Annotated in this window: 26 protein-coding genes; 14 read left to right on the top strand and 12 right to left on the bottom strand. The window is 45.2% G+C overall.

The window, feature by feature from the left end; translation table 11 throughout:
• Window positions 1-76: 76 nt before the first annotated feature.
• The 7 genes from cccB to QSV55_RS03105 all read right to left on the bottom strand — a co-directional run bounded on the left by cccB (window position 77) and on the right by QSV55_RS03105 (window position 7,612).
• Window positions 77-394: a cytochrome c551 gene (gene cccB / locus QSV55_RS03135; protein ID WP_133451417.1), complete on the bottom strand. Its 318-nt coding sequence runs from the start codon at window positions 392-394 to the stop codon at window positions 77-79.
• 54 nt (window positions 395-448) lie between these two features.
• Window positions 449-1,550, bottom strand: a protein-coding gene (gene prfB / locus QSV55_RS03130; RefSeq protein ID WP_289650663.1) for a peptide chain release factor 2 whose coding sequence is annotated in 2 segments (ribosomal slippage) — window positions 449-1,477 and window positions 1,479-1,550 — 1,101 coding nt in all. Because the reading frame shifts where the segments join, the coding sequence is not laid out codon by codon here.
• Window positions 1,550-4,081 (bottom strand): preprotein translocase subunit SecA, encoded by a 2,532-nt coding sequence (gene secA / locus QSV55_RS03125; protein ID WP_289650662.1) that lies wholly within the window; start codon window positions 4,079-4,081, stop codon window positions 1,550-1,552. Before secA ends, prfB begins: the two co-directional genes overlap by 1 nt.
• A gap of 113 nt (window positions 4,082-4,194) precedes the next feature.
• Window positions 4,195-4,749 (bottom strand): ribosome hibernation-promoting factor, HPF/YfiA family, encoded by a 555-nt coding sequence (hpf, locus tag QSV55_RS03120; RefSeq protein WP_133451414.1) that lies wholly within the window; start codon window positions 4,747-4,749, stop codon window positions 4,195-4,197.
• Window positions 4,750-4,814: 65 nt separating this feature from the next.
• The gene (locus QSV55_RS03115; protein ID WP_289650661.1) at window positions 4,815-5,483 is read right to left on the bottom strand and encodes a ComF family protein; all 669 of its coding nucleotides are present in this window, start codon (window positions 5,481-5,483) and stop codon (window positions 4,815-4,817) included.
• Window positions 5,471-6,685, bottom strand: coding sequence for a DEAD/DEAH box helicase family protein (locus QSV55_RS03110; protein WP_289650660.1), 1,215 nt, complete (start codon window positions 6,683-6,685; stop codon window positions 5,471-5,473). Before QSV55_RS03110 ends, QSV55_RS03115 begins: the two co-directional genes overlap by 13 nt.
• A 69-nt stretch (window positions 6,686-6,754) precedes the next feature.
• Window positions 6,755-7,612: a DegV family protein gene (locus tag QSV55_RS03105; RefSeq protein WP_289650659.1), complete on the bottom strand. Its 858-nt coding sequence runs from the start codon at window positions 7,610-7,612 to the stop codon at window positions 6,755-6,757.
• Between the two features lie 122 nt (window positions 7,613-7,734).
• Here QSV55_RS03105 and QSV55_RS03100 point away from each other — a divergent pair, with 122 nt between their 5' ends.
• Window positions 7,735-8,370 (top strand): YigZ family protein, encoded by a 636-nt coding sequence (locus tag QSV55_RS03100; RefSeq protein WP_289650658.1) that lies wholly within the window; start codon window positions 7,735-7,737, stop codon window positions 8,368-8,370.
• Here QSV55_RS03100 and QSV55_RS03095 read toward each other — a convergent pair.
• Complete coding sequence (locus tag QSV55_RS03095; protein WP_133451409.1) at window positions 8,363-9,406, bottom strand: glycosyltransferase family 4 protein; 1,044 nt, start codon at window positions 9,404-9,406, stop codon at window positions 8,363-8,365. The genes QSV55_RS03100 and QSV55_RS03095 overlap by 8 nt on opposite strands.
• Before the next feature lie 165 nt (window positions 9,407-9,571).
• Here QSV55_RS03095 and QSV55_RS03090 point away from each other — a divergent pair, with 165 nt between their 5' ends.
• Genes QSV55_RS03090 through pepT form a run of 5 tightly spaced genes read left to right on the top strand, consistent with a single transcriptional unit; the run spans window position 9,572 to window position 14,007 of the window.
• Complete coding sequence (locus QSV55_RS03090) at window positions 9,572-10,441, top strand: YitT family protein (RefSeq protein ID WP_289650657.1); 870 nt, start codon at window positions 9,572-9,574, stop codon at window positions 10,439-10,441.
• Entirely contained in the window at window positions 10,434-11,495 is a 1,062-nt protein-coding gene (gene gdpS / locus QSV55_RS03085) for a GGDEF domain-containing protein GdpS (RefSeq protein WP_133451407.1), read from the top strand. Before QSV55_RS03090 ends, gdpS begins: the two co-directional genes overlap by 8 nt.
• 47 nt (window positions 11,496-11,542) lie before the next feature.
• Window positions 11,543-12,292, top strand: a complete 750-nt coding sequence (locus tag QSV55_RS03080; protein WP_289650656.1) for a threonine/serine exporter family protein — start codon at window positions 11,543-11,545, stop codon at window positions 12,290-12,292.
• Window positions 12,293-12,294: 2 nt separating this feature from the next.
• Window positions 12,295-12,756 (top strand): threonine/serine exporter family protein, encoded by a 462-nt coding sequence (locus tag QSV55_RS03075; RefSeq protein ID WP_434784210.1) that lies wholly within the window; start codon window positions 12,295-12,297, stop codon window positions 12,754-12,756.
• A gap of 27 nt (window positions 12,757-12,783) precedes the next feature.
• Window positions 12,784-14,007 carry a peptidase T gene (pepT, locus tag QSV55_RS03070; protein WP_289650654.1) on the top strand — a complete coding sequence of 408 codons (1,224 nt, stop codon included), beginning with the start codon at window positions 12,784-12,786 and terminating at the stop codon, window positions 14,005-14,007.
• 28 nt (window positions 14,008-14,035) lie between these two features.
• On the opposite strand, the gene QSV55_RS03065 is transcribed toward pepT, so the two are convergent.
• Both QSV55_RS03065 and ytxJ read right to left on the bottom strand, forming a co-directional pair.
• Window positions 14,036-15,103: a glycerate kinase gene (locus tag QSV55_RS03065; protein ID WP_289650653.1), complete on the bottom strand. Its 1,068-nt coding sequence runs from the start codon at window positions 15,101-15,103 to the stop codon at window positions 14,036-14,038.
• Window positions 15,104-15,157: 54 nt separating this feature from the next.
• Entirely contained in the window at window positions 15,158-15,478 is a 321-nt protein-coding gene (ytxJ, locus tag QSV55_RS03060; protein WP_133451403.1) for a bacillithiol system redox-active protein YtxJ, read from the bottom strand.
• A 101-nt stretch (window positions 15,479-15,579) separates the two neighbouring features.
• Between ytxJ and QSV55_RS03055 the strand changes: the two genes are divergently transcribed.
• Window positions 15,580-15,780 carry a hypothetical protein gene (locus QSV55_RS03055; protein ID WP_289650652.1) on the top strand — a complete coding sequence of 67 codons (201 nt, stop codon included), beginning with the start codon at window positions 15,580-15,582 and terminating at the stop codon, window positions 15,778-15,780.
• Between the two features lie 9 nt (window positions 15,781-15,789).
• Here the strand turns inward: QSV55_RS03055 and QSV55_RS03050 are convergent, their stop codons facing one another.
• Window positions 15,790-16,680: an EMYY motif lipoprotein gene (locus QSV55_RS03050; protein WP_289650651.1), complete on the bottom strand. Its 891-nt coding sequence runs from the start codon at window positions 16,678-16,680 to the stop codon at window positions 15,790-15,792.
• Window positions 16,681-16,757: 77 nt separating this feature from the next.
• On the opposite strand from QSV55_RS03050, the gene QSV55_RS03045 reads away from it, so the two are divergent.
• The 6 genes from QSV55_RS03045 (at window position 16,758) to QSV55_RS03020 (ending at window position 21,502) form a co-directional block, all read left to right on the top strand.
• The gene (locus tag QSV55_RS03045) at window positions 16,758-17,222 is read left to right on the top strand and encodes a GrpB family protein (protein ID WP_289650650.1); all 465 of its coding nucleotides are present in this window, start codon (window positions 16,758-16,760) and stop codon (window positions 17,220-17,222) included.
• Between the two features lie 44 nt (window positions 17,223-17,266).
• Window positions 17,267-18,187 (top strand): UDP-N-acetylmuramate dehydrogenase, encoded by a 921-nt coding sequence (gene murB, locus QSV55_RS03040; RefSeq protein WP_289650649.1) that lies wholly within the window; start codon window positions 17,267-17,269, stop codon window positions 18,185-18,187.
• Window positions 18,188-18,216: 29 nt separating this feature from the next.
• Window positions 18,217-18,873 carry a response regulator transcription factor gene (locus tag QSV55_RS03035; protein WP_289650648.1) on the top strand — a complete coding sequence of 219 codons (657 nt, stop codon included), beginning with the start codon at window positions 18,217-18,219 and terminating at the stop codon, window positions 18,871-18,873.
• Complete coding sequence (locus QSV55_RS03030; protein ID WP_289650647.1) at window positions 18,866-20,050, top strand: sensor histidine kinase; 1,185 nt, start codon at window positions 18,866-18,868, stop codon at window positions 20,048-20,050. The genes QSV55_RS03035 and QSV55_RS03030 overlap by 8 nt, the downstream gene beginning before the upstream one ends.
• 67 nt (window positions 20,051-20,117) lie before the next feature.
• Window positions 20,118-20,552, top strand: a complete 435-nt coding sequence (locus QSV55_RS03025; RefSeq protein WP_289650646.1) for a DUF2231 domain-containing protein — start codon at window positions 20,118-20,120, stop codon at window positions 20,550-20,552.
• A gap of 2 nt (window positions 20,553-20,554) precedes the next feature.
• Window positions 20,555-21,502 (top strand): cation diffusion facilitator family transporter, encoded by a 948-nt coding sequence (locus QSV55_RS03020; protein ID WP_434784203.1) that lies wholly within the window; start codon window positions 20,555-20,557, stop codon window positions 21,500-21,502.
• 22 nt (window positions 21,503-21,524) lie between these two features.
• Here the strand turns inward: QSV55_RS03020 and QSV55_RS03015 are convergent, their stop codons facing one another.
• Entirely contained in the window at window positions 21,525-22,238 is a 714-nt protein-coding gene (locus QSV55_RS03015) for a FixH family protein (protein WP_289650645.1), read from the bottom strand.
• Window positions 22,239-22,576: 338 nt separating this feature from the next.
• Between QSV55_RS03015 and rpmG the strand changes: the two genes are divergently transcribed.
• Window positions 22,577-22,726 (top strand): 50S ribosomal protein L33, encoded by a 150-nt coding sequence (gene rpmG, locus QSV55_RS03010; protein ID WP_289650644.1) that lies wholly within the window; start codon window positions 22,577-22,579, stop codon window positions 22,724-22,726.
• Window positions 22,727-22,856 lie beyond the last annotated feature (130 nt).

The raw sequence follows: 22,856 nt of genomic DNA, 5'->3' as shown, positions 1-22,856 counted from the left end.
ATCATTTTGATTCAAATATAGCATAGGGGGAGATATAAAGATATCTTTTGAATGCTATCTTTATATAACTGTAATATTACTTCTGTTTGCTTAAATATTCGGCAATTTTATCGACGTCATCACCTTGTGCCTGACCTTTCGGCATATTGCCTTTACCATTTTTAATGATGTCTACAATTTCTGCCTTAGAGTATTTCGCACCGACCTGAGTAAGGTTCGGGCCACTTGCGCCTTCCAGGTTCTTGCCGTGACAGCCTACACAGGAATTATTCTGGAATGCTGTCAGCCCCGGGTCAGCGTTACTCTTGTCCGCTGTCTTCGTCTCTTCTCCGTTACCACACGCTGCCAGGGCAAGCGTGCCTGCTAATACTGTGCCTACTAACCATTTCTTCATCAGCAATACCCCCTTTTATTCTACACTTACCATTATATAGCATCTGTTAAACCATTACAGCTGACTTTTTAAGTAAGCATCGATAAAAAGTGAGATATCACCATCCATGACAGCTGAGGTATTACCTGTTTCAGCGTTCGTCCGGTGATCTTTGACCATCGAATAAGGATGAAAGACATAGGAGCGAATCTGTGAGCCCCAGCCGATCTCTTTCTGTTCGCCCCGGATCGCGAGCATCTCCGCTTCCTGTTCCTCAAGTTTACGCTGATAGAGCTTCGCCTTCAGCATTTTCATCGCCTGCTCCCGGTTCTTGATCTGTGAACGTTCATTCTGACATGTCACTACAATCCCGGTCGGATGGTGGGTGATTCTGACAGCAGAGTCTGTCGTATTGATATGCTGTCCGCCTGCACCTGTCGCCCGGTATGTGTCCACACTAATATCTTCCGGATTGATCTCAATCTCAATATGATCATTATCGAATTCAGGCACGACTTCACACGATGCAAAGGACGTATGACGTCGACCTGATGAATCAAATGGCGAAATACGTACAAGCCGATGGACCCCTTTTTCCGCTTTTAAGTAACCGTAGGCATTGTGACCTTTAATCAGCAACGTCACGCTCTTAATACCGGCCTCGTCTCCTGGCTGATAATCAAGCGTTTCTACCTTGAAGCCCTGCTTATCGCTGAAACGCTGATACATGCGCAGGAGCATCGCCCCCCAGTCCTGGGACTCTGTACCGCCGGCGCCCGGATGAAGTTCAAGAATCGCATTATTGGCATCATATTCACCGTCTAAGAGCATCTTCAGTTCGAACTGATCGACCTCTTCGCTGAGACTTCTTAAGTTGTCAGCGATCTCCGCTTCCATCTCTTCGTCACTTTCTTCTCTGACCATCTCCAGCATGACTTCGATGTTCTCTTTCTCTTCGAGCAGCTTTTTATAGCCGTTCACTACTTCTTTTAAGGCGTTGCTTTTATTGATGATGTCCTGCGCCTGAGTGGCATCATCCCAGAAGCCCGGCTCAGCCATCATCTCATCATATTCCTGTATATTCGTCTCTTTTTCCTCTAAGTCAAAGAGACCCCCTGAAACTCGTTAATTTTTCATCAATTGATGAAAGAGTATTCTTGATTTCAAATGCTTCCATTAATTCTCATCTCTTCCGTGACAGTTTTTGTATTTTTTGCCGCTGCCGCATGGACAAGGTTCATTACGTCCAATTGTCGGCTCCGCTTGTTTAGGCTGTTTCTTCACTTTCTCTTTACCATCATTTGCAATCATGGCTTCACCTTGAGCCACTTGTTCACGCTCTACTTGTTCGCCTTTATCGATGATCGACTTAAGCACATATTTAGAGACGTCATCCTCAATGTTGTCGAGCATATCCTCAAACATGGTGAGACCTTCATTCTGGTACTCACGTAATGGATTGATCTGTCCATAAGAACGTAAATGGATACCCGTTCTCAGCTGATCCATTGTATCAATATGGTCAGTCCATTTCATATCAATGGTGCGCAGCAGAATCATACGCTCGAACTCATGCATCTGTTCGCCGAGCTGAACTTCCTGACGTTTATACTGGGCGTCGATGTGATTCATGACGATATCATAGATTTCATCGTTATCCCGACGAGCGATCTCTTCCTCTTTCAGGTCACCTTCAGGAATGTACATATCTTCAATATAATTGATGAAGGTTGCGTAATCCTGCTGATCATTTTCACCTGTAAAATGGGCATTGACAGCACGGCGCACCGATTCCTGGATCATGGAGTGGACTTGAGCTGAACAGTCCTCCTGCTCGAGAATATCGTTACGCTCTTTGTAGATGATCTCACGCTGTTTACGCAGCACATCATCATACTCAAGGACACGTTTACGGCTGTCATAGTTATTGCCCTCAACTCGTTTCTGTGCAGATTCCACTGCACGTGACACCATCTTAGATTCAATCGGTGCCTCGTCGTTCATACCGAGTCGTGTCATCATATTCTGCATCCGTTCAGAGCCGAAACGGACCATCAGTTCATCCTGCAGTGACAGATAGAAGCGACTGAAACCAGGGTCTCCTTGACGACCTGCACGTCCTCGCAGCTGATCATCGATACGACGGGATTCGTGACGTTCTGTCCCGATAACCGCAAGACCACCGAGTTCTTTCACGCCTTCACCCAGCTTGATATCTGTCCCACGACCGGCCATGTTGGTCGCAATGGTCACGGCGCCTTTCTGACCGGCATTCGCTACAATCTCTGCTTCTCGTTCATGGTTTTTGGCATTCAGCACGTTGTGGCGGATGCCACGTTTCTTAAGCAGATCTGAGATATATTCACTCGTCTCAACCGCTACGGTGCCGAGCAGCACAGGTTGTCCGGTCTTATGACGTGCAATCACTTCTTCAACGACAGCACCCAGCTTACCTTTTTCAGAGGCAAAGATTAAATCCGCGTTGTCTTCGCGGGCAATAGGTTTATTCGTCGGAATTTGTGTCACGACCATATTGTAGATGCTGATAAATTCCTCTTCTTCTGTTTTTGCTGTCCCCGTCATACCAGACAGTTTGTTATACATACGGAAGAAGTTCTGGAATGTAATAGAGGCCATCGTTTTAGATTCATTCTGAATTTCCACGCCTTCTTTTGCTTCAATCGCCTGATGGACACCATCAGAGAAACGGCGTCCCGGCATGGTACGACCTGTGAACTGATCGACGATAACGATCTCGCCGTCTTCCACGACGTAATCCACATCCTTCAGCATCGAGCGATGGGCTTTTAAAGCAATGTTGATGTGATGCATCAGGCTGACATTTTTCACGTCATAGAGGTTATCCACTTTGAACATTTTCTCCGCTTTATCGATACCACTTTCTGATAACTGGATACCCTTTGTTTTTTCATCATAGTTATAATCGATGTCCGGCTTCAGCATCTTGACAAAGACATTCGCCTGAATATACATGCCGGTCGATTTCTCAGCCTGGCCTGAGATGATAAGAGGGGTTCTCGCTTCATCAATTAAGATGGAGTCAACCTCATCGATAATCGCAAAGTTCAGCGGACGCATGACGCGTTCTTCGCTGTATGTCACCATGTTATCCCGTAAATAGTCGAAGCCGAGTTCGTTATTCGTGCTGTATGTAATATCAGCTGCATAGGCTTCCCGTTTCTCTGCGGTTGTCTTACTGTTCAAGTTCAGACCGACAGATAAGCCGAGGAAATTATAAAGCTGTGCCATTTCTTCAGACTGCGTGCTTGATAAGTATTCATTGACGGTAACCACATGCACACCGCGTCCTGTCAGTGCATTCAAATAGACCGGCATTGTCGCCGTCAGTGTTTTACCTTCACCGGTCTTCATTTCCGCGATATCACCGCGATGAAGAACGGTCCCACCCATGATCTGAACGGGATGAGGAAACATGTTAAGCACACGCTTCGATGCCTCACGTACAACTGCGAACGCTTCAGGCAGAATACGGTCAAGATAATCCTGCTGCGCTCTATAATCTTCTATTTCTTTCAGTTCATTCTGATACATAACGGTCATGTTTTTCAGCTCATCATCTGTTTTTGCTGCCATGATATCTTTGAAGCCATCTACTTGATCTGCAATCTTAGACAATGATTTTACTTCACGTTTATTGCCGTCAAACATCTTTTTAATGAATCCCATGTTTTTCTCTCCTTTAGTTACCATCTACAACAATTAATAATACCATTTATTCAATTGTTATAAAAACATAACGGCATGAAAAATCCCCTCTTACACGTAAGAGGGGATGCTCATTATTCTGCTGATGTCTCAATTAAACCATACTTGCCATCTTTACGACGGTAGACGATATGAGTGCCATTTGTTTCAGCATCGTTAAAGATGTAGAAATCATGCCCGAGCATATTCATCTGCAGGACGGCCTCTTCAGAATCCATCGGTTTTAAATCGAACTGTTTAGAACGGATGATTTCAATTTCAGGCTCTTCCTCTTCTTTCTCCGCTTCAGTGAAGACAGGGAAAACATCTCTTTCAATCCCTTTTTCGCGGAATTTACGATTGACTTTTGTTTTATGTTTTCTGACCTGACGTTCCAACTTCTCAACAATCAGATCAATTGCCGCGTATAGATCATCGTGACGTTCTTCTGCACGCAGGGTAACATTTTTAAGTGGAATAGTGACTTCAATTTTAGAGCGAGAATCTTGGTAAGTCTTAACTTTGACATGTGCATTCGCCTCCGGCACATTAGCAAAGTAACGCTCAAGTTTACTCAATTTCTCCTCGATGTAGTTTCGGATTGCATCTGTTACTTCGATATTCTCTCCGTGAATTTCATATCTGATCATAATGAAACAACTCCTTATGAAACCTATTCTGTGGTGTTTCTTCCTACCTTTATTCTAGCATATAATCAAGGTCTTGCAAACGTTAACACTTCAACAGTATGAACACCTTGTGCCCGCAGAACTTCGGCTGCATGATGGACGGTCAGACCTGTCGTATAGATGTCATCAATCAGCAGAATACGGCCATCGACCGGCCTGCTGACAGCAAAAGGATTCACCTGCTTCAGCCGCTCTTTCTTGGTCAGTTCAGACTGCTTCAGCCGGCTGCTCATTGTCAGGCAGCGGCTGCACGGCACCGGCAAATGGGATAAGATTTCCTCCATCTGACTGAAACCCCGCTGCTTCAGTTTCTCATCACTCGTCGGTAATGCGATGACCGCATCGAACGATTTCATGTAAGATAGATGCCCGCGGAGCAGATATGCAAAAACCTGAGCAAGCTTGATATCCCCTCTGCCTTTGTATGCATGGATGACTTCTTTCATGAAATCATTGTAATCATAGAGAATCTGGATGCGGTCCAGCGGCTTAAAATACTGATGCATGAACCGACAATCTGAGCATGTCTTTTCATCGACCAGAAGACGGTGGCAGTGTGGACAGCGCTGTCCCTGCAACTGTTCAAATGCTGCCTCACATTCCATGCAGATGATCCGCGGAGGCGAGAAGTAATTGCTGAGAAACAAAGGTTCACTGACAGGCTGAAGACAAACCAGACATTTCAATCGATCCATCCCCTTTTCTTCGCGTCAACATTCATCTTTCTGATCTCCTGGACGGCCGCCTGCATCTCTCTTGAAACTCCATCATGAAAAAATCTGACCGTCCCCTCGTAAGGAATGAATTTGCGGTCTACCCGTCCGGCCATCTGGACCAGGCATTCAGCCGTGTAGGATTCTGCACCTATCACATAGACATCCAGATTCGCCATTGTAAACCCGCGTTCAAGTATAGTCGTCGTGAATATAATGGCGTGCTGTCCGGCCCGGATGGCTTCTACTTTCTCATGTCTTAGAGCATCAGCGGCATAGACTGTCACCGGCTGAAAGTCGCGATATACATCTGCCGCTTGTGCCATATCTGAGATATTGTTGAAAAAAACCAGCAGATAAGTAGCCGGCTGACGTTTCAGATAGGGTGACAATCCACCTTTCATCAGCTGCCTTTTCGACAGATATTTATAACTCGGAACAGGTAAAGGTCTTCTATGATACCTAGCCGGCAGAACGACTGTCACCTCCTTCATCTCCCTCTGCAGCTCTTTTGGCGGCGTTGCTGTCAGGTAGACCAGAGCGGCATCCTTTGTCGCAGCCCGTTCCAGCGTCTGTCTCAGACGCTTGTCCATCGGCAGCGGAAAGGCGTCCACTTCATCGACTATCACCAGACCAAAGTGGTTCTGATACTTGACCAGCTGCTGCACGGTGCTGATGACGAATGTACTGTTAAATTGCAGGGTCTGCCCCTGATATAAGACATCGATGTCTGTACGAAAATATTCATTCATCCGCAGATAGAGTTCTTTGACGACATCTACACGCGGCGACACTAGTGCCACGTTCTGCCCCCGCTGTCTCGCTACTTTAATGCCCTCTAATATCATCTCTGTCTTGCCGGCACCGGTCACTGCGTGAAGCAGCTTCCGCCCTCCTTCTATGACCGTTTCCACGATTGCACGGCTGGCATATTGCTGCTGGTCGGTGAGTTCGAAGTCCAGTTGGTAATCCGCCTCTTCATATACAGGCGGCAGTTCCAGTAAATCATAGAATGTCTCGGTCGACGAGTAGGTCATCCGTATACAGGACCGGCAATAGCTCACTTCCTTCTCGAAGCCATGATGGTAGAACTGGTGGAACAGCTCCTTCTCTTCATTCATACAGTAGTGACAGCGGCCATCCTTCACACCTTGCATCTCTTTACCTTCAATAAGTAAGCCCATTCTTACCTCCAAAGAAAAAAGCACACTTAAATAAGTGTGCTGTCATAAAATATTAAGAATAAAAACAGTTTACAATTTTAAATCTCTTTTAACCACGCCGAGCGCCATTGCGCCTTCACCTAAGTGAGTGGCGATGACCGGTGTAATATCGGAGACGATGAAATGAATGTCCGGAAATCTGTGCTGCACATCTTTCAGCCATTCGAGTGCTTCTGCCTCTGCGTTGGAATGCAGGACACATCCAGTCACTGCTGTTTCACCATCTATAAATTCTGCCGTTAATTCCTCAATGCGTTTCAACGCTTTTTTCTTTGTTCTGACTTTTTCTGCAGCGACAATTTTAGTCTCAACAAAATGCAGAATCGGCTTCACTTGCAGCATGCTGCCCACGAAGGCTTGGGCCCCTGTCAAACGGCCGCCCTTTTTAAGGTTCTTCAGATCATCGACCATGAAATAAGCAGCCTGCTCACGAACCATTGATTGAAGTTCTGCAACTATTTCGTCTACAAGAGCACCCTGCTTGATCATCTGCGCTGCTCTGATGCATAGAAAGGCCTGCGGTGTCAGTGAAATTTCTGAATCCACTGCATGAACCGTAATGCCTTCTACCATATCACCTGCTGTAATAGCGCTCTGATAGGTTCCACTGATACCGCTCGATAAATGGACGGCGATGACATCGGTATAACCTGCTGCCTTCAGCTCTTCCAGTTTCCCCACATATTCACCGACAGCGGGCTGGCTGGTCGTCGGCAATTCACTTTCAGCACGCATTCTGATGTAGAATTCCTCCATTGACATATCGACTTTCTCGCGGTAGGGCTGGCCATCAAACAAGACATTCAGATAGACTTCATGAATAGGATACCGTTCTTTCATTTCGTCGCTGATATTTGCGGTTGAATCTGTTAATACTGCAATCTTCATAACTTCCCTCCTTACAGTTCCCCACACAAGTATCATACCATTTTTATCCTAAAAATAAAGTTAAAGCATTGTTGATGTGTCGCAAGTTGACTATACTGAAAATGAATATGGAGGAATGCAGAATGGAGAACTATATCACGATTAAAGAGGACTTTGAAACAGAAGAACTGATCAATAAATCCCGCTTTATCACTTATCTCTTTAAAGTCGAGAATGAGGAAGAAGCAAAAGCGCGGATAGCGGAGATCAAAGCACTGCATAAGACGGCGAACCATAACTGCTCTGCCTATACAATAGGGGATCAGCACCAGATCCAAAAGGCGAATGATGACGGTGAACCATCCGGCACTGCAGGTGTTCCGATGCTGGAGACGCTGAAAAAAGAGGATATCCATAATGTCGTCGCTATCGTCACACGTTATTTCGGCGGCATCAAACTCGGTACAGGCGGCCTTATCCGTGCTTATCAGTCAGGTGTAACAGAGGCCATCAAAGCAGCCGGGAAAGTACGCATCCAGAATGCCATACTTTACGAGGTGACGCTGAACTATGATCAGACGGGCCGCTTTGAATATGATATCGCCGACCAGCCTTACGAAATCGTCGACCAAGTCTATACCGATAAGGTGACGTACAGCATCCACGTGACGGCTGAAGATGCCGCAAGCTTCGAAAGCTTTGTCAGCGAGACTACACAAGGTCAGGGCCAAATAAAAAAAGAAGCAGAACTGATGCTTCCTTTTCCACTATCTATTTAATGATTTTTCGATAGAGCTTGATGAGCGGCTTATAGTTGTCATCAATCAAACCGGTAAATTCTACAATCATCTCAATGGTGAACAGAATAAGAACGGTCATGACAATGGCACCGATATTGGTCGATAAGTACAGAATGACGGATGCTGAACTGAAGAGCAGCGCTATGGAATAAATGAGGATGACCGTCTGCGGATGTGAGTAACCGTGATCGAGCAGCTTATGATGCAGATGAGACTTATCCGCCTGCATAACCGGCTGACCTTTCAAGTAGCGTCTGATCATCGCAAAGACCATATCGATGAATGGCACCCCCAGAATAATAATCGGGAACAGAAGCGAGATCAGCGTAATATTCTTGAAGCCGAGCAGACTGAGCACCCCGATGATAAAACCGAGCGTCAAGGCACCGTTATCACCCAGAAAGATCTTCGCCGGATAAAAATTATAGCGAATAAAACCGAGCAGCGAGCCGATCAGTACGCTGCAGATCATCAAAATAAAAATATTGCCCTGGAAGATGGCAATAAGGCCGATAGTACCGAGCGCAATCATTGAGACACCCGATGCGAGACCATCCAGTCCATCCACTAAATTGATGGCATTTGTCACAGCGACAATCCAGAGAATCGTCACCGGGACACTGAGGACGCCAAACTGGATGATGACACCAAAGGGTAACGTGATCAGATCAATTGTAATGCCATGATAGACCACGACCAGACTGATTAAGATCTGTCCGATCAGTTTAATAATAGGCTTCAGATCAAATATATCATCAATCAGGCCGAGCAAATTAATCAGGATGGCCCCTATCACCAGGGGAACAATTTCTTCCTCTATCGGCTGCGCGATTTTAATACCAATCAGAAATGAGATAAGCAGGGCTAGTCCACCGATAACTGAAACAGGCTCTTTATGAACTTTGCGTATATTAGGTTTGTCCATTGCGCCGATGTAGGGAGAGACCCAGATCAAAAGCGGCGTCAGACAGTAGGAAATAGCTGCTGTAATAGCAATCAGCTTTAAGGTAAACATAGACCACCTCGAGGTTTATCTTATCTTTAAATATAGCATAATCGTCTACATCTAGGAATTATATTAAATATTTATTATGACTGCTGACGTCATTGACGAATGTTCATTTATGACTCATAATAAGACGGTTAATGAAAAAATACAATTTATAAGAAGGAGGATTATATGAAAAATCCGGTTTTAAGAGATTATTTCTACATGATTATAGGTTCTATTCTGGTCGGTATCAGCTATAACTTTTTCCTGCTCCCCTCTGAGATAGCAGCGGGTGGGATATCGGGTGTCAGCACCATACTTTATAACGCTTTCCGCATTCAGCCTTATCTGACCCAGGCCTTGATTAATATTCCGATTTTTATTGCCGGATGGATTGTTCTCGGACGCTCGTTCAGTCTGAAGACAGCAATCGCGACTTTCCTGATCCCCTTCTTTATCTTTATCTCGAAAGATTTCGTCGTTCACGGTGTCCATAACTCTCTCCTAGGTGCTATCTACGGCGGGATTGTCCTCGGGATCGGCCTCGGTCTTGTCTACCGCGGTAAAGGCTCAACAGGCGGGACTGCGACGCTTGCTCAGATCGTAAAAAAATATACATCATTATCCAGCGGGTTCTGTCAGCTGATAGTCGATGCTGTCGTCGTGCTGCTCAGTGCATTCGTCCTCAGCTTTGAATCTGCGCTTTATGCATTAATATCCATCTACGTGACAAGTAAGGTCATCGATTTCGTCGAACTGAAAGCTGGTGACAATAAGCTCGTCTTCATCATTACAGATCAGGAGGCTGTGGTCGGTCAGCTGATTTATGACACGGTTGAACGTGGTTATACCAAAATCAGTTCTATGGGCGGTTTCACCGGCGAAGAGAAGACATTGCTGTTTTCGGTCATGGAGCAGCGGGAAGCGATTTATTTCAAGCAGGTGATCAACGATGAAAATCTCGATGCCTTCACCGTCTTCCTGAGCGCATCCGACATTATCGGCCGCGGATTCTCAAAAGAAAAAAACTATATGACTAAGGATGTGTCACATGATTGAGACCCTGATATTTAATGTTGCGATTACCATCAGCGGATTCTATCTTTTCCATCGCCTGCAGTTTTTTGAAGAGAAAGAAATTGTCTTCTCAAAAAATTATATTACGCTGCTGATGACTTTCATCAGCTGTCTGTTACTGACCAATCCGCTTCAGTTCGATGATGTCACTTTTGTGCTGGCTTTCGTTCCCTTATTGTTCCTTGCTCGTTATACTAATTTTGTCTATACGATGCTAGGTGCTGTCGTGACGAGTCTGGTGGCAGTCTTCTGGCTCGGCTACGACATGGATATTGCGATCATCCTTCTTGTCATTGCGGCTGTCACCGGCCTGATAGGTCCTTTTCTCTCCTATTCTCACTTCGTCAGTATCCAGTGGCTGACAGCCATCGGTCTCGCTATCATTGCAGCCAGTCTGTATTTCAGAGACTTGACGCATCCAATGGAATATTTCATTCTGATATTCTGTTCATCTTTTATCCTGTCCATCTGCAGCAGTCTGATGTTCGTCGATATCTGGCGCATCTCTCAGCTGATCCAGCGCTATGAAAACGAGAAGACGATGGACTATTTAACAGGCCTCGGCAATGTGAGAGAATTTGACCGCTCACTGAATAAACTGAGCTATGAAGCTGAACACCGTACTATTGCGCTCTTACTGATTGATATCGACGGCTTTAAAGATGTCAACGATGCATACGGCCATAATGCGGGTGACGCCGTCTTAAGACAGATGGGCCAGGTGCTGACCAACTATATCCCAAGAAATATTAAAGCTTATCGTAATGGCGGGGAGGAATTTTCCGTCATTCTGACAGATGTCACACTCGATGCGGCGATCAAACTTGCCGAAAGTATTCGTAAAGGCGTCAAAAATTCTGCGTTCCACCTACCGAACAAAGAAACAATTTCCTTGACTGTCTCTATCGGTGTTGGGTATCTTCAAGAAAAGGATATCAAATCGCATCGCAAAATCTTTAAAGATGCAGATGATACGCTTCATGCTGCTAAAGAACAAGGACGCGACACGGTGATGTTCAACCCTATTATTAAATAACAGAAAGGCTCCTTTCTGTTATTTTTTTTATGAACAAGGAGGTCATCATGAATCAGATAGATGAAAATAAAGTCATTGCCGTTGTCTTACTCGCCGGTAAAATCCTGCTGGAAAGCGGTGCAGAAACTTACCGCGTCGAAGATACGATGACACGAATCGCGAGACACTACGGACTACATTCCACCAACAGTTTTGTCACACCCACTGCCATCATTTTCTCTGCTTCTTCAGAGTCATCATCGAGACTTCTACGGGTCTTATCACGAACAACAGACCTCGAGAAAATCGCAGAAACCAATGAGATATCACGGGCCATTACGGCGGATGTCTTATCACTCGAGACCGCCCATGAAGCGCTGCAGGATCTGGCAGCGTCCAATCAGCACTTCCCTTACTGGCTGCGCATGATGTCAGCGGCTATTGTCAGCGGCCTGTTCCTTATTATGTTCAACGGGGATTTCCGGGATATCATTCCAAGCATTATCGCGGGCGGTATCGGCCTGATGGTCGCTGAATTTATCCAGGAGCATACTCGCCTGAAATTCTTCGCTGAGTTTGGCGGTGCATTTGTGATTGCGGTCACTGCTCTCCTCGCTGTGAATTATTTAGGTGGGGTCTCGCTTAATAAAGTCATCATCTCTGCTGTGATGCCTCTTGTCCCGGGTGTACTCATTACAAATGCCATCCGGGATCTCATGGCGGCGCATCTTCTCGCAGGGGCAGTCAAGGGCGTCGAAGCAAGTCTGACTGCTTTTGCAATCGGAACGGGGGTTGCAGTATGTCTGATTTTACTTTAGAAATGCTCTGGTTCGTCCTGCAGTTTATCACCAGCTTCTTTGCCACGGTTTTCTTCGCCATTGTCTTCAATGCACCAAGAAGACTGCTGTTACCGTGCGGCTTTGTCGGCGCTGTCGGCTGGATCATCTATTATGTGCTGTTCACTTACGACGTCTCAGCGGTGACCGCCTCATTTGCGGGCGCTCTATTCTTAGGCATCACCGCTCACTTAATGAGCCGGTATTATAAGCAGCCGGTCATCATTTTCTATGTAGCGGGCATCATTCCGCTCGTGCCCGGAGGACTTGCTTATGATGCAACCAAAAATCTGATCATCAATGATTATGATACGGCGATTCAGAACGGGATAAAGGTTGCGCTCATATCCGGGGCTATTGCTTTCGGTCTCATCGTCGCAGAAATGATTTTCCACTCTTTCTTCAGAGTACGCAGATATGTTCGCAGAAGACAAAATTCGTTATAATAAGGGGACAACAAGGGAGGGGTTCAATTGAAACAAGCATTAATCGACCGTCTGAGTCGTTATGTTCAGATCGACACACAATCAGATGCAGCAAGTACGACTACACCATCTACAGAGAAGCAGTGGGACTTACTGCGCTTACTGGAAAGCGAGATAAGCGCGTTAGGTCTTGAAGTCTCCGTCGATGATAAAGGTTATCTGATGGCGACACTGCCTGCTAACAGTGACAAAGAAGTGCCGGTTCTAGGACTTCTGGCACATGTGGACACAGCAACAGACTTTACAGGCACTCGCGTTCAGCCGCAGATCATCGAGTCTTATGACGGCAGCGATATCACCTTAAAAAATGGCTTAGTGATCGCCAAAGAGAAGTTCCCGGAGCTTCAGCACTATACTGGCCATACGTTAATGACAACAGATGGTACAACTTTACTCGGCGCTGACAATAAAGCGGGGATCACCGAGATCATGGAGACCATCATCTATCTGCAGAATCATCCAGAAATCAAGCACGGCACTATCCGCTTCGCCTTTACACCAGATGAGGAAATCGGCCGGGGTCCTCACCACTTCGATGTTGAACGTTTCGGGGCTGAATTTGCCTATACGATTGACGGCGGCCGTCGCGGGGAACTGCAATATGAAAGTTTCAATGCAGCAGGTGTTGAAGTGCACTTCAAAGGAGTCAACGTGCACTCTGGTTCCGCAAAAGATAAGATGGTGAATGCACAGACACTGGCAATGGCCTTTCATCAGCAGCTGCCGGCCCATGAAGTCCCTGAGCAGACTGAAGGCTACGAAGGCTTCTATCATCTTGTTGAGATGTCAGGTTCTGTGGAAGCTGCTTCTCTCTCCTATATCATCCGCGATCATGACAAAGAGAAATTCAGTGCACGTAAAGAAACCATGCAGCGTGCAGCTCAGACCATTGCTGAGACATACGGCGAGACGTCTGTGCATATAGAAATCCATGACCAGTATTTCAATATGGGTGAGAAAATCAAGCCTTATCCTCAGCTGATCGATATCCCGCTGCAAGTGATGGAGGAACTGGAAATCGAGCCGATTGTCGAGCCGATCCGGGGCGGGACAGATGGGTCACAGCTCTCTTATATGGGACTGCCGACGCCTAACTTATTCACTGGAGCTGAAAACTTCCATGGCCCCTACGAATACGTCTCTATTGACGATATGGAGAAATCCGTACACCATATCGTCGGTATCATCAGAAAATTTGAAGAACTTGCATAAAAAGAAGCCACTGACAATTCAGTGGCTTCTATTGCTTTGCAAGGGTCAGCAATGTTTTAATGCCGTTCTGCAGCTGTATGCCCAGCTTCAGTTTATCGGTATCAGTCGTCATATCCGGATAGACATTCAGAAAGTGCACGGCTTCACCCGGCGGCGCAAACTGTTGTCCTGCCGCCAGATAAATGTATAGTTGTGTGCCTGCTCTTTGTGTCATCGCTTGAGCGACGAGTGAGCTGTCAGAAGGGCTGATTGTTCCGCCGCCGTAGACCACAATATCTGCTTCTTCAAGAAGTTCCTTCAGGCTGGTCTCCTCAAAAATCATGTCTTTTGAAGACAGGATGCGCGCACCGAACAGACTCTCGAAGATACTGCGCAATCCACCTGCATGGCCACCGTTCTTCGGATTTAAAGTCAGCCCCGCTTTTTTATACTGCTCATTCAAATACCAGATGTTATTATCAATGGTCATTTTTGCCGTATCATCAAGCAGAGATGCCGCTATCTGGCTGTCGTTACCGAAGAGATAATAATCCCGGTCACTGATCACTTTGAAGGTGCTCTCCGACAGACGATCATCAAGTCCGCTCAGATCCATTCTTCTGACGTACTTAATGTGTTCTGAGGATAGTGGCCCCGTCATTCTGTTATCCTCTCTATCAAAGAATACTGCGCCGAGTTTTTCTAGCAGCCCGATACCACCGTCATAGACCTCTGATTTGCCTAACGCAATAGTAAACGAACGATACCCTAGATCAAGGCCGTTCAATATCACCTGACCGAGACCATATGAAGAAGTCTTGAGCGGGTTGGCTGTAGCACCGAACAGCGGCGTACAGTCAATATAGAGACAATCCTGGATTACAGCCGTTGTCACATCACGCTGCCTGAGATCAGCATCTTGAACCTGCCATTGATATTTGATGCCTTGCTGCCAGGATAAGATGCCTTCAATCAGGTGTTTCTGACCATCAAATAAAGGGACACTGATCATATTGCCGTCAGGATAAACGGCTCTTACCCCTTCTTCGATGTAACTGGACGCCTCACCTGACGTCAATATATCTTCAAAACGATCTATCGCCACTAATATATTCATTGTAATCTCCTTCAAAAATAAATAACCAATAGCCAGGCTATCAGTTATCCCTTTTTATTCTTCTGCTGCTGATAATGAAGACACCGTAATATGATTGTGAGAGTCATGCCAGACAACCTGCTGATCTACAAAATAGAACACTTGCGGTGATTCGTGTTTGATACCGGTCTTTTCAGCAATATAATTCGAAAGTTCTCTCGCTTCCTGTACGGTCAGATAATAGCCATCCATATCACGTTCATACAGAAAATTATTATACTGGTCATAAGCGTTCAACGAAATCGGGCATGTCAGGGAATGCTTCATCACAAAGACCTTATCATGTTCCTGGATGGTCTGTTCGAATTGTTCAATACTGTTTAATTTAATAACCATTCTTTCACCTCATCATTGGTTAACTCGTTAACTTATTTATTTAATACCCCACGCCGCTTTAAATAGTCATGTTATAATCTAAATTAAAAAGGAGGGATATTATGGCCAAGCCCCCACTTCCCGTGAAACGCTGGAGTGTAGTTGACACGATCAATACTTGTCTGCTGATTGCGGTCTGCCTGTTTGTCATAGACTTTCAGAAGAACGCCACATTATCATGGGTGATTATTATCGCCTTCGGTATCTGGATTATCACTGTGATTGCGCGCAATATTTATCTGTCAAAGTTAAGGCAGAAGTAACTTGAAGAGTCAGTCCTGCTCTTCAAGTTTTTTTAGTGCCTGGTAATACCGGTTATCTAATGTCTTGATTTCTTTGGCTTTTGACAGGATATTCTGAACGGGTAATTTTCTGAGTTTCTCCTCTATTTTCATTGCGGTCTTGCGTTCTTTGTAGTAACTGATCAAGCTATAGTAGATTTCAAGCTGCGACTGCCTTAAGCGTAATGTATTTTCAGCAGTCAGATGAATCTGATTAAGAGACTTTACGTGACCGTTGAGCAGCGGTATCAGTTTATTATCGATAAAAGCAATCCGTCTGGATGTTTCAGAGGTATTCATCAACTCTTCGACATGCGTTTTCAGTTCTTCGTTGTTATGATTGATGACCTGCGTTAATTGATTGTAATCTTTTGCTTCCTTTTTCTCCGCTGAAGCTAATGCTGCATATTTCTCACTTGTTTTCTTATTCTTCTCAAAGATCTGGGTATAACCTAGAATTTCCTCGTTAGATTCTATTGAATGATTATAAAGTGAGATATAAGTATAGATGTTATGGATAAATGTCTTTTTCTCATCAAAGTTACTGATATAAATATCATGGACCTCCTGTATATCCGGATTATCCACCTTCACTTTATTCATTTTATCTTCATATACTGCGAGCTGAGGTAAGACTTTATTTTGAATGACCTGCTCTTTTTCCTGTAAATTTCTCTTTTTCTGGTCTGTCACTTCTGAACCTATCAGCTGGTCAACTTTGTCCAGTGCCAGCTCATCGATATATTTCACTAATTTCTTTTCTTCAGATTGAACATCTTTCATCTGCATCTTATAATCTTTAATATCGGCATGCAGACTATTCCCGCATCCCGCTAAAAAAATGATAGCGAACAGCATAAGACCATAGAATTTTATATTCATATATCTACTCCTTGCTTACCCTATTATAACTAAACCGCTCAGCAATATAAATACTAAATAATGACAGAGGTTATTTCATGACTGATATTCAGAACCAATTCAACGATAAACGCCGCATGCTGCTGGATCTTCTGGATTCACCTGTAATCGATGTTCAGCATATCGGCAGTACTGCTTTAGGCGACGATGGAATTATGGACATCCTGGTGATTGTACCGAGTTTACATGCCATGACCACACTTGACGAGAAACGCCTCAACCAAGCAGGATTTTATCGCCTTCACCACCCTTATCACAAGAAATGTGTCTTCAGTGAGTTTCACGACCTGATTTCATTGCAGGAAAGATGCCGGCTGCACATCGTGGAAGATCAAAGCACTAAAGCCCTTCATTACCAGGCTGCTCAGGACATGCTTACCGAGTCCGAAACGTTGGCTGCAGAGTTCAGGGCCTATAAAGCAAGTATCCGGCACCTGCAAAAGAAGGATTATGAATCAGCCAAAGCGGACTGGTTCAGGCTGCGTATCGCAAATAAGCATTAAAATTGCTATAATGGTTATTAAGATTGTACGAAAGGGCGAACGCCATGATTGAAAATTCATTACTAGAAGAACTGTCCACTCTTATCCCACGTGAACGGATTAAAGTAGACGAATCCCTGAAGAAATATACTTATACTAAAACCGGCGGCCATGCCGACCTCTATATTTCACCCCATCGCTACGAAGAAGTCAGTCTCATTATGAAGTTTGCCAAGAAACACGACATTCCGGTCACCTTTCTGGGTAACGGCTCAAATATCATCATCCGGGATGGCGGTATCCGCGGCATCGTTCTGAGCCTCCTCAACTTCACTGATGTCCAGGTCGAATATGATCAGATCATCGCAGGAAGCGGGGCAGCTATTATCGAGGTCTCAAGAATCGCACGTGACCATCATCTGACCGGGCTGGAATTCGCTTGCGGGATACCCGGCTCAATCGGCGGAGCTGTCTATATGAACGCCGGAGCATATGGCGGCGAAGTCAAAGATTGTATCGACCACGCGAAAGTGGTCAATGAAGAAGGTGACATCCTGACTCTTTCCAAAGAAGAGCTCGAACTGGATTACAGAACGAGTTCTATACAGAGTCAGCATCTTGTTGTCCTTGAAGCTACATTCAATCTAGAACGCGGTGATGTTACTGTCATTCAAGCTAAAATGGATGACCTGACGCAACGACGTGAAGAAAAGCAGCCGCTTGAATATCCGTCATGCGGCAGTGTGTTCAGAAGACCTCCCGGCCATTTCGCTGGCCAGCTGATTCAGCAGGCGGGTCTGCAAGGTCATCGTATCGGAGGAGTCGAAGTCAGCACCAAACACGCCGGCTTCATCGTCAATGTCGATAACGGCACCGCAACGGATTATGAAGAGATGATTGCCTATGTCCAGGCCACTGTTCTTGAAAATGCCGGTGTGGAATTGCAGCCGGAAGTCAGAGTAATAGGTGAAAAAGCAGCAGACTAATCTGCTGCTTTTTTGATAGGAGTGAGATAATGAATATATTATTGATTGAAGATGATCTGAAGTTAGGCAGGATGACGAAGATGCTGCTTGAGAAGAAGCACCATACAGTGAACTGGCAGATAGACGGTGCTGATGGCCTCGAATATGCCCGCGCCGCTTCTCCGGACATCCTGCTGATCGACTGGATGCTCCCCACTCTAAGCGGTCTGGAGATCATCGCCGAGCTGCGGGCAGAACGCATTGATACCCCTATTATTCTGCTCACTGCCAAAGGTGAGATAGATGATAAGCTGGCTGGATTCACACAAGGTGCAGACGACTATATCACGAAGCCTTTTGACATAGAAGAACTGAATATGCGCATCATGGCCCTTAATAGACGTGCAGAAAAACGTATATCTTCGGTCATCACGTTCGGTTCGCTGACACTTAACACAGAGAATGGTCTCATCACACAGGAGGGTCAGGCGCTGTCTTTGACCCATAAAGAGCATCTGCTACTTGAGCTCCTTCTCCATCATCAGCAAGGGATGATATCAAAAGAACTGATTTTAGACAAGGTGTGGCGGCTGGATGATGACGTCAGCGAGAATGCAGTCGAAGCATTAGTCGGTCGTCTCCGTAAAAAAATCGGTCCTGTCAGAATCAAAGCCAGCAGAAATATCGGATATCAGCTCAGTGAATAATCAGTTGAAGCGTTTATTTGTATTCTTTGCTGCGCTTATCTTTCTGCTTCTTCTCTCTTTTTCACTCATCGCTTATTTCAGCCTGTCATCAAGTATCCGTTACCAACAGCAGCTGGAGTCTCGTCAGAAAATAGCCGAAGAGAAAGAGGAACATTTTATCAGGACAGCTGATGGTTTGCGGTTATCCCTCAAAGATTCTTCTTCAGACGAGGAACCTGTGCTTTATTTCATCACTGACGGCAAGCGTATCGTCAAGTCCTCACACTTTGGTCAGGAACTGATCAATGACCTCTATCAGCGCTTACCAGAACAGCAGTTGCATCATCAGCTCTATTCCATGGACGAGCGACATTTCACCGTCGCCAGCAGCGCCGTCAAAGTACAGACCAAGACTTACTGGATCTATACGATTCATGATTCCACAGAAGCCTATCATGGCTTAAAGCAGCTGCGTACGACACTCATCAGTCTGGTCATTCTTTACGTCATTCTGATTGCACTGATCAGCTATCTATTCGCTAAGCGGGCGATTGAACCTTATGAGAAAGGCATGGAGCGGGAGCGCCAGTTTATTCAGGATGCAACCCACGAACTGAAAACACCGCTTGCCGTCATGCAGGCCGCCACTGATGTCATCAGATTATTTGACGGAGAGAAATTATCTGATGAAAGTGAGGACGCGCTACATGATATGCGCAGTGAAATCGCTGATATGTCCGCTCTGATCAGTGATCTTACCCAGATGTCTGAAACAATAGAGCGGGTGCCGCTCAACCTTTCAGCACTCTGTAAGACTAACGCACGGAAACTGAATATCATAGCGTCGGTTGAACCTGACATTTTTATACCAGGAGACAGTCAGGCACTTAAACGGCTCCTTTATATCCTGACTGACAATGCCCGGAAGTACAACCATCCAGATGTCCAGATTCATTTAACCCTGCAGTCTGACGGAGCAGACGCACTTCTGACTTTCAGAGATAACGGCTCCGGCGTGCCTGCTGAAGCCCTGCCCTATATTTTCGACCGTTTCTACCGTGCGCACGGACAGCAGCATATTGCTGGATCCGGGATAGGCCTTGCACTTTTAAAATCTATAGTCAGTCAGCATAACGGCCTGTATCAGGCGTATAATGATCATGGCTTTGTCTTAGAAATAAAATTTAAAAAAATATAGCTTTGTCAGTTTACTGTCAGTTTGGCATGTTATCTTTTTCTCATCAAATAGAAGAGAGGTTTTATACATGCCATTACATCCATTGATCGTGCACTTTCCCATTGCCTTATTATTACTTGCCACTATTATTGAGCTCGTTTCACTGAAATACAGAGGTCAGCTTAACATGACCGGCACTATTCTTCTAGTGGCGGGTGTTGTAACAGGGATTGTCTCCTATATGACCGGTGACAGCGCCGAGCGTTTCGCTGAAATGCATTTCGGAGAAGTTGAAGGGCTGATTCACCAGCATGAACAGATGGCGCTTACTTCCATGTTCTTGTTCGGTGCTGCCGCTGTCATTAAAGTGTACACACACTTCAGCACCAGATTCAGAAAAGAATTATTAATCGTTGTCCTGATTCTTTCTGTACTTGGAAGCGGCTTCCTTGCTTACACAGGTCACCTTGGGGGTAGAATTGTATATGAGAACAATAAAATCACTGCGACTCAAGGAGAATAACTATGAGAAAAACATACAGTCAGCCTCATTACTACCATCACGTTGAACACCTAAAAGAACAGCAAGGCTCCAAAAAGACGCTCTGGGCGTCTCTTTTAATCACTTTATTTTTTACAATTGTTGAAGTTGTCGGCGGTATTCTGTCGAACTCACTCGCCCTTCTGTCTGACTCTGCCCATATGCTGAGCGATGTATTAGCACTTGGGCTGTCGATGATTGCGATTTACTTCGCAGCAAAAGCCCCTACTGCCCGTTATACCTTCGGCTACTTAAGACTTGAAATTCTGGCGGCACTGCTCAACGGGCTTGCGCTTGTCGTCATCGCTCTCGGTATCTGTTATGAAGGCATTATGCGTATTGTGCATCCACAGCAAGTTGATGTGAAACTGATGCTGACTATCTCACTGATCGGTCTGGTGGTTAACATCATTCTGACCCTTATCCTTGCCCGGTCATTGAAGGGTGAAGATAATATCAATGTTCAGAGTGCGCTCTGGCATTTCATCGGTGACCTTTTAAATTCTGTCGGCGTCATTGTTGCCGTTGTGGTCATCTATTTCACGCATTGGGTGCTGATTGACCCTATCCTAAGTATTTTGATTTCACTTATCATCTTCCGCGGTGGTTATAAGATTGTTAAGAACGCCTGGGATATTCTGATGGAGAAAGTGCCTGATGGATTGGATACAGATGAAATCATCGCGCGGATGAAAGAGCATCCGAATGTCCTGGATGTCCACGAGTTCCATTTATCCGCTATTACAACCGGTCATTATAATCTGTCTGCCCACGTCGTCGTGGATAACAGAAGTGATGCTGAGAACTATCAGGTCATCAATGAGCTGGCGGCGATGCTGAAGGAAACCTACAAGCTCGATCATACTACTTTACAGGTTGAACATCTTCAGGCCAATCACTTGGATGACCCTTATTTCGAACAAATCAAATAAGAGACAGGCAGCCGCCTGTCTCTTATTTTAATGTGAACGTTGCATCCGTATGGACGTGGAAACCTTCTTTATTTTCCGCATGTGCGGTCACTGTATATTTCCCAGCTTCATCAAATGTTTCCTGGCCTTCATACTGACCCGCTTTTGTTTCTTTCAGGTCAACCCATTTAGTTTTACCGTCAGGCATCATCACTTCTAAACGCGTCATCAGTTTTTCTTTCGCTTTACCCGCTTCATCTTTTACGTGGATCATGAAGTCAGTCGGTTCACCTTTCACGGCTTTAATCGGCATCACGTGAATAGCACCTTCGTGATGTGCATGTTCGTTATGTTTGACATTGCCGATTGTAATGGTTTTATCAGGCATCGTGTGCTGACTTTTAGCTGTGACGTGACTGATCACCTGATAGCTGCCATCCTCATCAAATGTATAAGGCAGTTCATAGACACCGTCTTTAGCTTCTTTCACCATTTTTTTAGTCGATTTGTCTTTGTCTCCATCTTTGATGATTTCAAACATGACTTCATCAGCATCATTGATTGCTTTTCCATCCTGGGTGACTTTTGCTGTCAATTTAACTTCATGACCTGCTTCCGCTTTTTCCGGGACGCTGAGAGCCACCTTAACAGGCTCTACTGATGCTGTCTCCTGTTTGGCATGGTCATGCTTTTCTTCAGTCTGACCGCACGCAGCAAGTATAAGGCCGGCAGACAGGATAACGACTAGTTTCTTCATTGTATAACTCCCTTTCTATTTGTCAGTCATTTCCTATTATCTTGATTCTTCCTCTATTAATCAATGTCGAAATCGTGACAGAAGCCGACTTGACTAGCAGTGTTTCTTTTTCTGACAAAATTTCAGGAGCCTCTTTACTTTTATAGGTTTTTAGCGTAATATTATAAATCGTAACAATTACGAATTGTAGGTGGATGAATGACTGTCATCAGGTATTATTGTCTTGGATAATGCCTGCCTTCCAATGAATTTCACTGTTGAGACATGTCTGATCCATCACCTACTACCGTAAAAGAGTAGGATGCAGAAATCACACTATAATATAAGGAGCAATCAAAATGAGAGTAAATGTTACTTTAGCTTGTACAGAATGCGGAGACCGCAACTATATCACGAAGAAAAATAAACGTCATAACCCTGAACGTATCGAACTGATGAAATATTGTCCGCGTTTAAAGAAATACACGTTGCACCGAGAAACAAAATAAGAGAAGTTATGAGATTGGAATGAGTAAAGTCCCGCAGATTCTGTTTGCGGGACGTTGCTCTTCACATAGAGGCGCTTTTCATCACGTATCGTCCCGCAGATCCATTTTGCGGGACGTTGCTCGCCTGCTA

It is taken from the genome of Macrococcus bovicus (assembly GCF_030376725.1).
Taxonomy (GTDB): domain Bacteria; phylum Bacillota; class Bacilli; order Staphylococcales; family Staphylococcaceae; genus Macrococcus; species Macrococcus bovicus.
The sequence above is the reverse complement of the archived record's forward strand: the minus strand, read 5'-3'. Positions and strand labels throughout refer to the sequence as shown.

Coding starts and splice junctions, on each gene's coding strand:
- cccB (WP_133451417.1), bottom strand. CDS start 394: ATGAAGAAATGGTTAGTAGGCACAGTATTAGCAGGCACGCTTGCCCTG.
- secA (WP_289650662.1), bottom strand. CDS start 4,081: ATGGGATTCATTAAAAAGATGTTTGACGGCAATAAACGTGAAGTAAAA.
- hpf (WP_133451414.1), bottom strand. CDS start 4,749: ATGATCAGATATGAAATTCACGGAGAGAATATCGAAGTAACAGATGCA.
- QSV55_RS03115 (WP_289650661.1), bottom strand. CDS start 5,483: ATGGATCGATTGAAATGTCTGGTTTGTCTTCAGCCTGTCAGTGAACCT.
- QSV55_RS03110 (WP_289650660.1), bottom strand. CDS start 6,685: ATGGGCTTACTTATTGAAGGTAAAGAGATGCAAGGTGTGAAGGATGGC.
- QSV55_RS03105 (WP_289650659.1), bottom strand. CDS start 7,612: ATGAAGATTGCAGTATTAACAGATTCAACCGCAAATATCAGCGACGAA.
- QSV55_RS03100 (WP_289650658.1), top strand. CDS start 7,735: ATGGAGAACTATATCACGATTAAAGAGGACTTTGAAACAGAAGAACTG.
- QSV55_RS03095 (WP_133451409.1), bottom strand. CDS start 9,406: ATGTTTACCTTAAAGCTGATTGCTATTACAGCAGCTATTTCCTACTGT.
- QSV55_RS03090 (WP_289650657.1), top strand. CDS start 9,572: ATGAAAAATCCGGTTTTAAGAGATTATTTCTACATGATTATAGGTTCT.
- gdpS (WP_133451407.1), top strand. CDS start 10,434: ATGATTGAGACCCTGATATTTAATGTTGCGATTACCATCAGCGGATTC.
- QSV55_RS03080 (WP_289650656.1), top strand. CDS start 11,543: ATGAATCAGATAGATGAAAATAAAGTCATTGCCGTTGTCTTACTCGCC.
- QSV55_RS03075 (WP_434784210.1), top strand. CDS start 12,295: ATGCTCTGGTTCGTCCTGCAGTTTATCACCAGCTTCTTTGCCACGGTT.
- QSV55_RS03065 (WP_289650653.1), bottom strand. CDS start 15,103: ATGAATATATTAGTGGCGATAGATCGTTTTGAAGATATATTGACGTCA.
- ytxJ (WP_133451403.1), bottom strand. CDS start 15,478: ATGGTTATTAAATTAAACAGTATTGAACAATTCGAACAGACCATCCAG.
- QSV55_RS03055 (WP_289650652.1), top strand. CDS start 15,580: ATGGCCAAGCCCCCACTTCCCGTGAAACGCTGGAGTGTAGTTGACACG.
- QSV55_RS03050 (WP_289650651.1), bottom strand. CDS start 16,680: ATGAATATAAAATTCTATGGTCTTATGCTGTTCGCTATCATTTTTTTA.
- QSV55_RS03045 (WP_289650650.1), top strand. CDS start 16,758: ATGACTGATATTCAGAACCAATTCAACGATAAACGCCGCATGCTGCTG.
- murB (WP_289650649.1), top strand. CDS start 17,267: ATGATTGAAAATTCATTACTAGAAGAACTGTCCACTCTTATCCCACGT.
- QSV55_RS03035 (WP_289650648.1), top strand. CDS start 18,217: ATGAATATATTATTGATTGAAGATGATCTGAAGTTAGGCAGGATGACG.
- QSV55_RS03025 (WP_289650646.1), top strand. CDS start 20,118: ATGCCATTACATCCATTGATCGTGCACTTTCCCATTGCCTTATTATTA.
- QSV55_RS03020 (WP_434784203.1), top strand. CDS start 20,555: ATGAGAAAAACATACAGTCAGCCTCATTACTACCATCACGTTGAACAC.
- QSV55_RS03015 (WP_289650645.1), bottom strand. CDS start 22,238: ATGAAGAAACTAGTCGTTATCCTGTCTGCCGGCCTTATACTTGCTGCG.
- rpmG (WP_289650644.1), top strand. CDS start 22,577: ATGAGAGTAAATGTTACTTTAGCTTGTACAGAATGCGGAGACCGCAAC.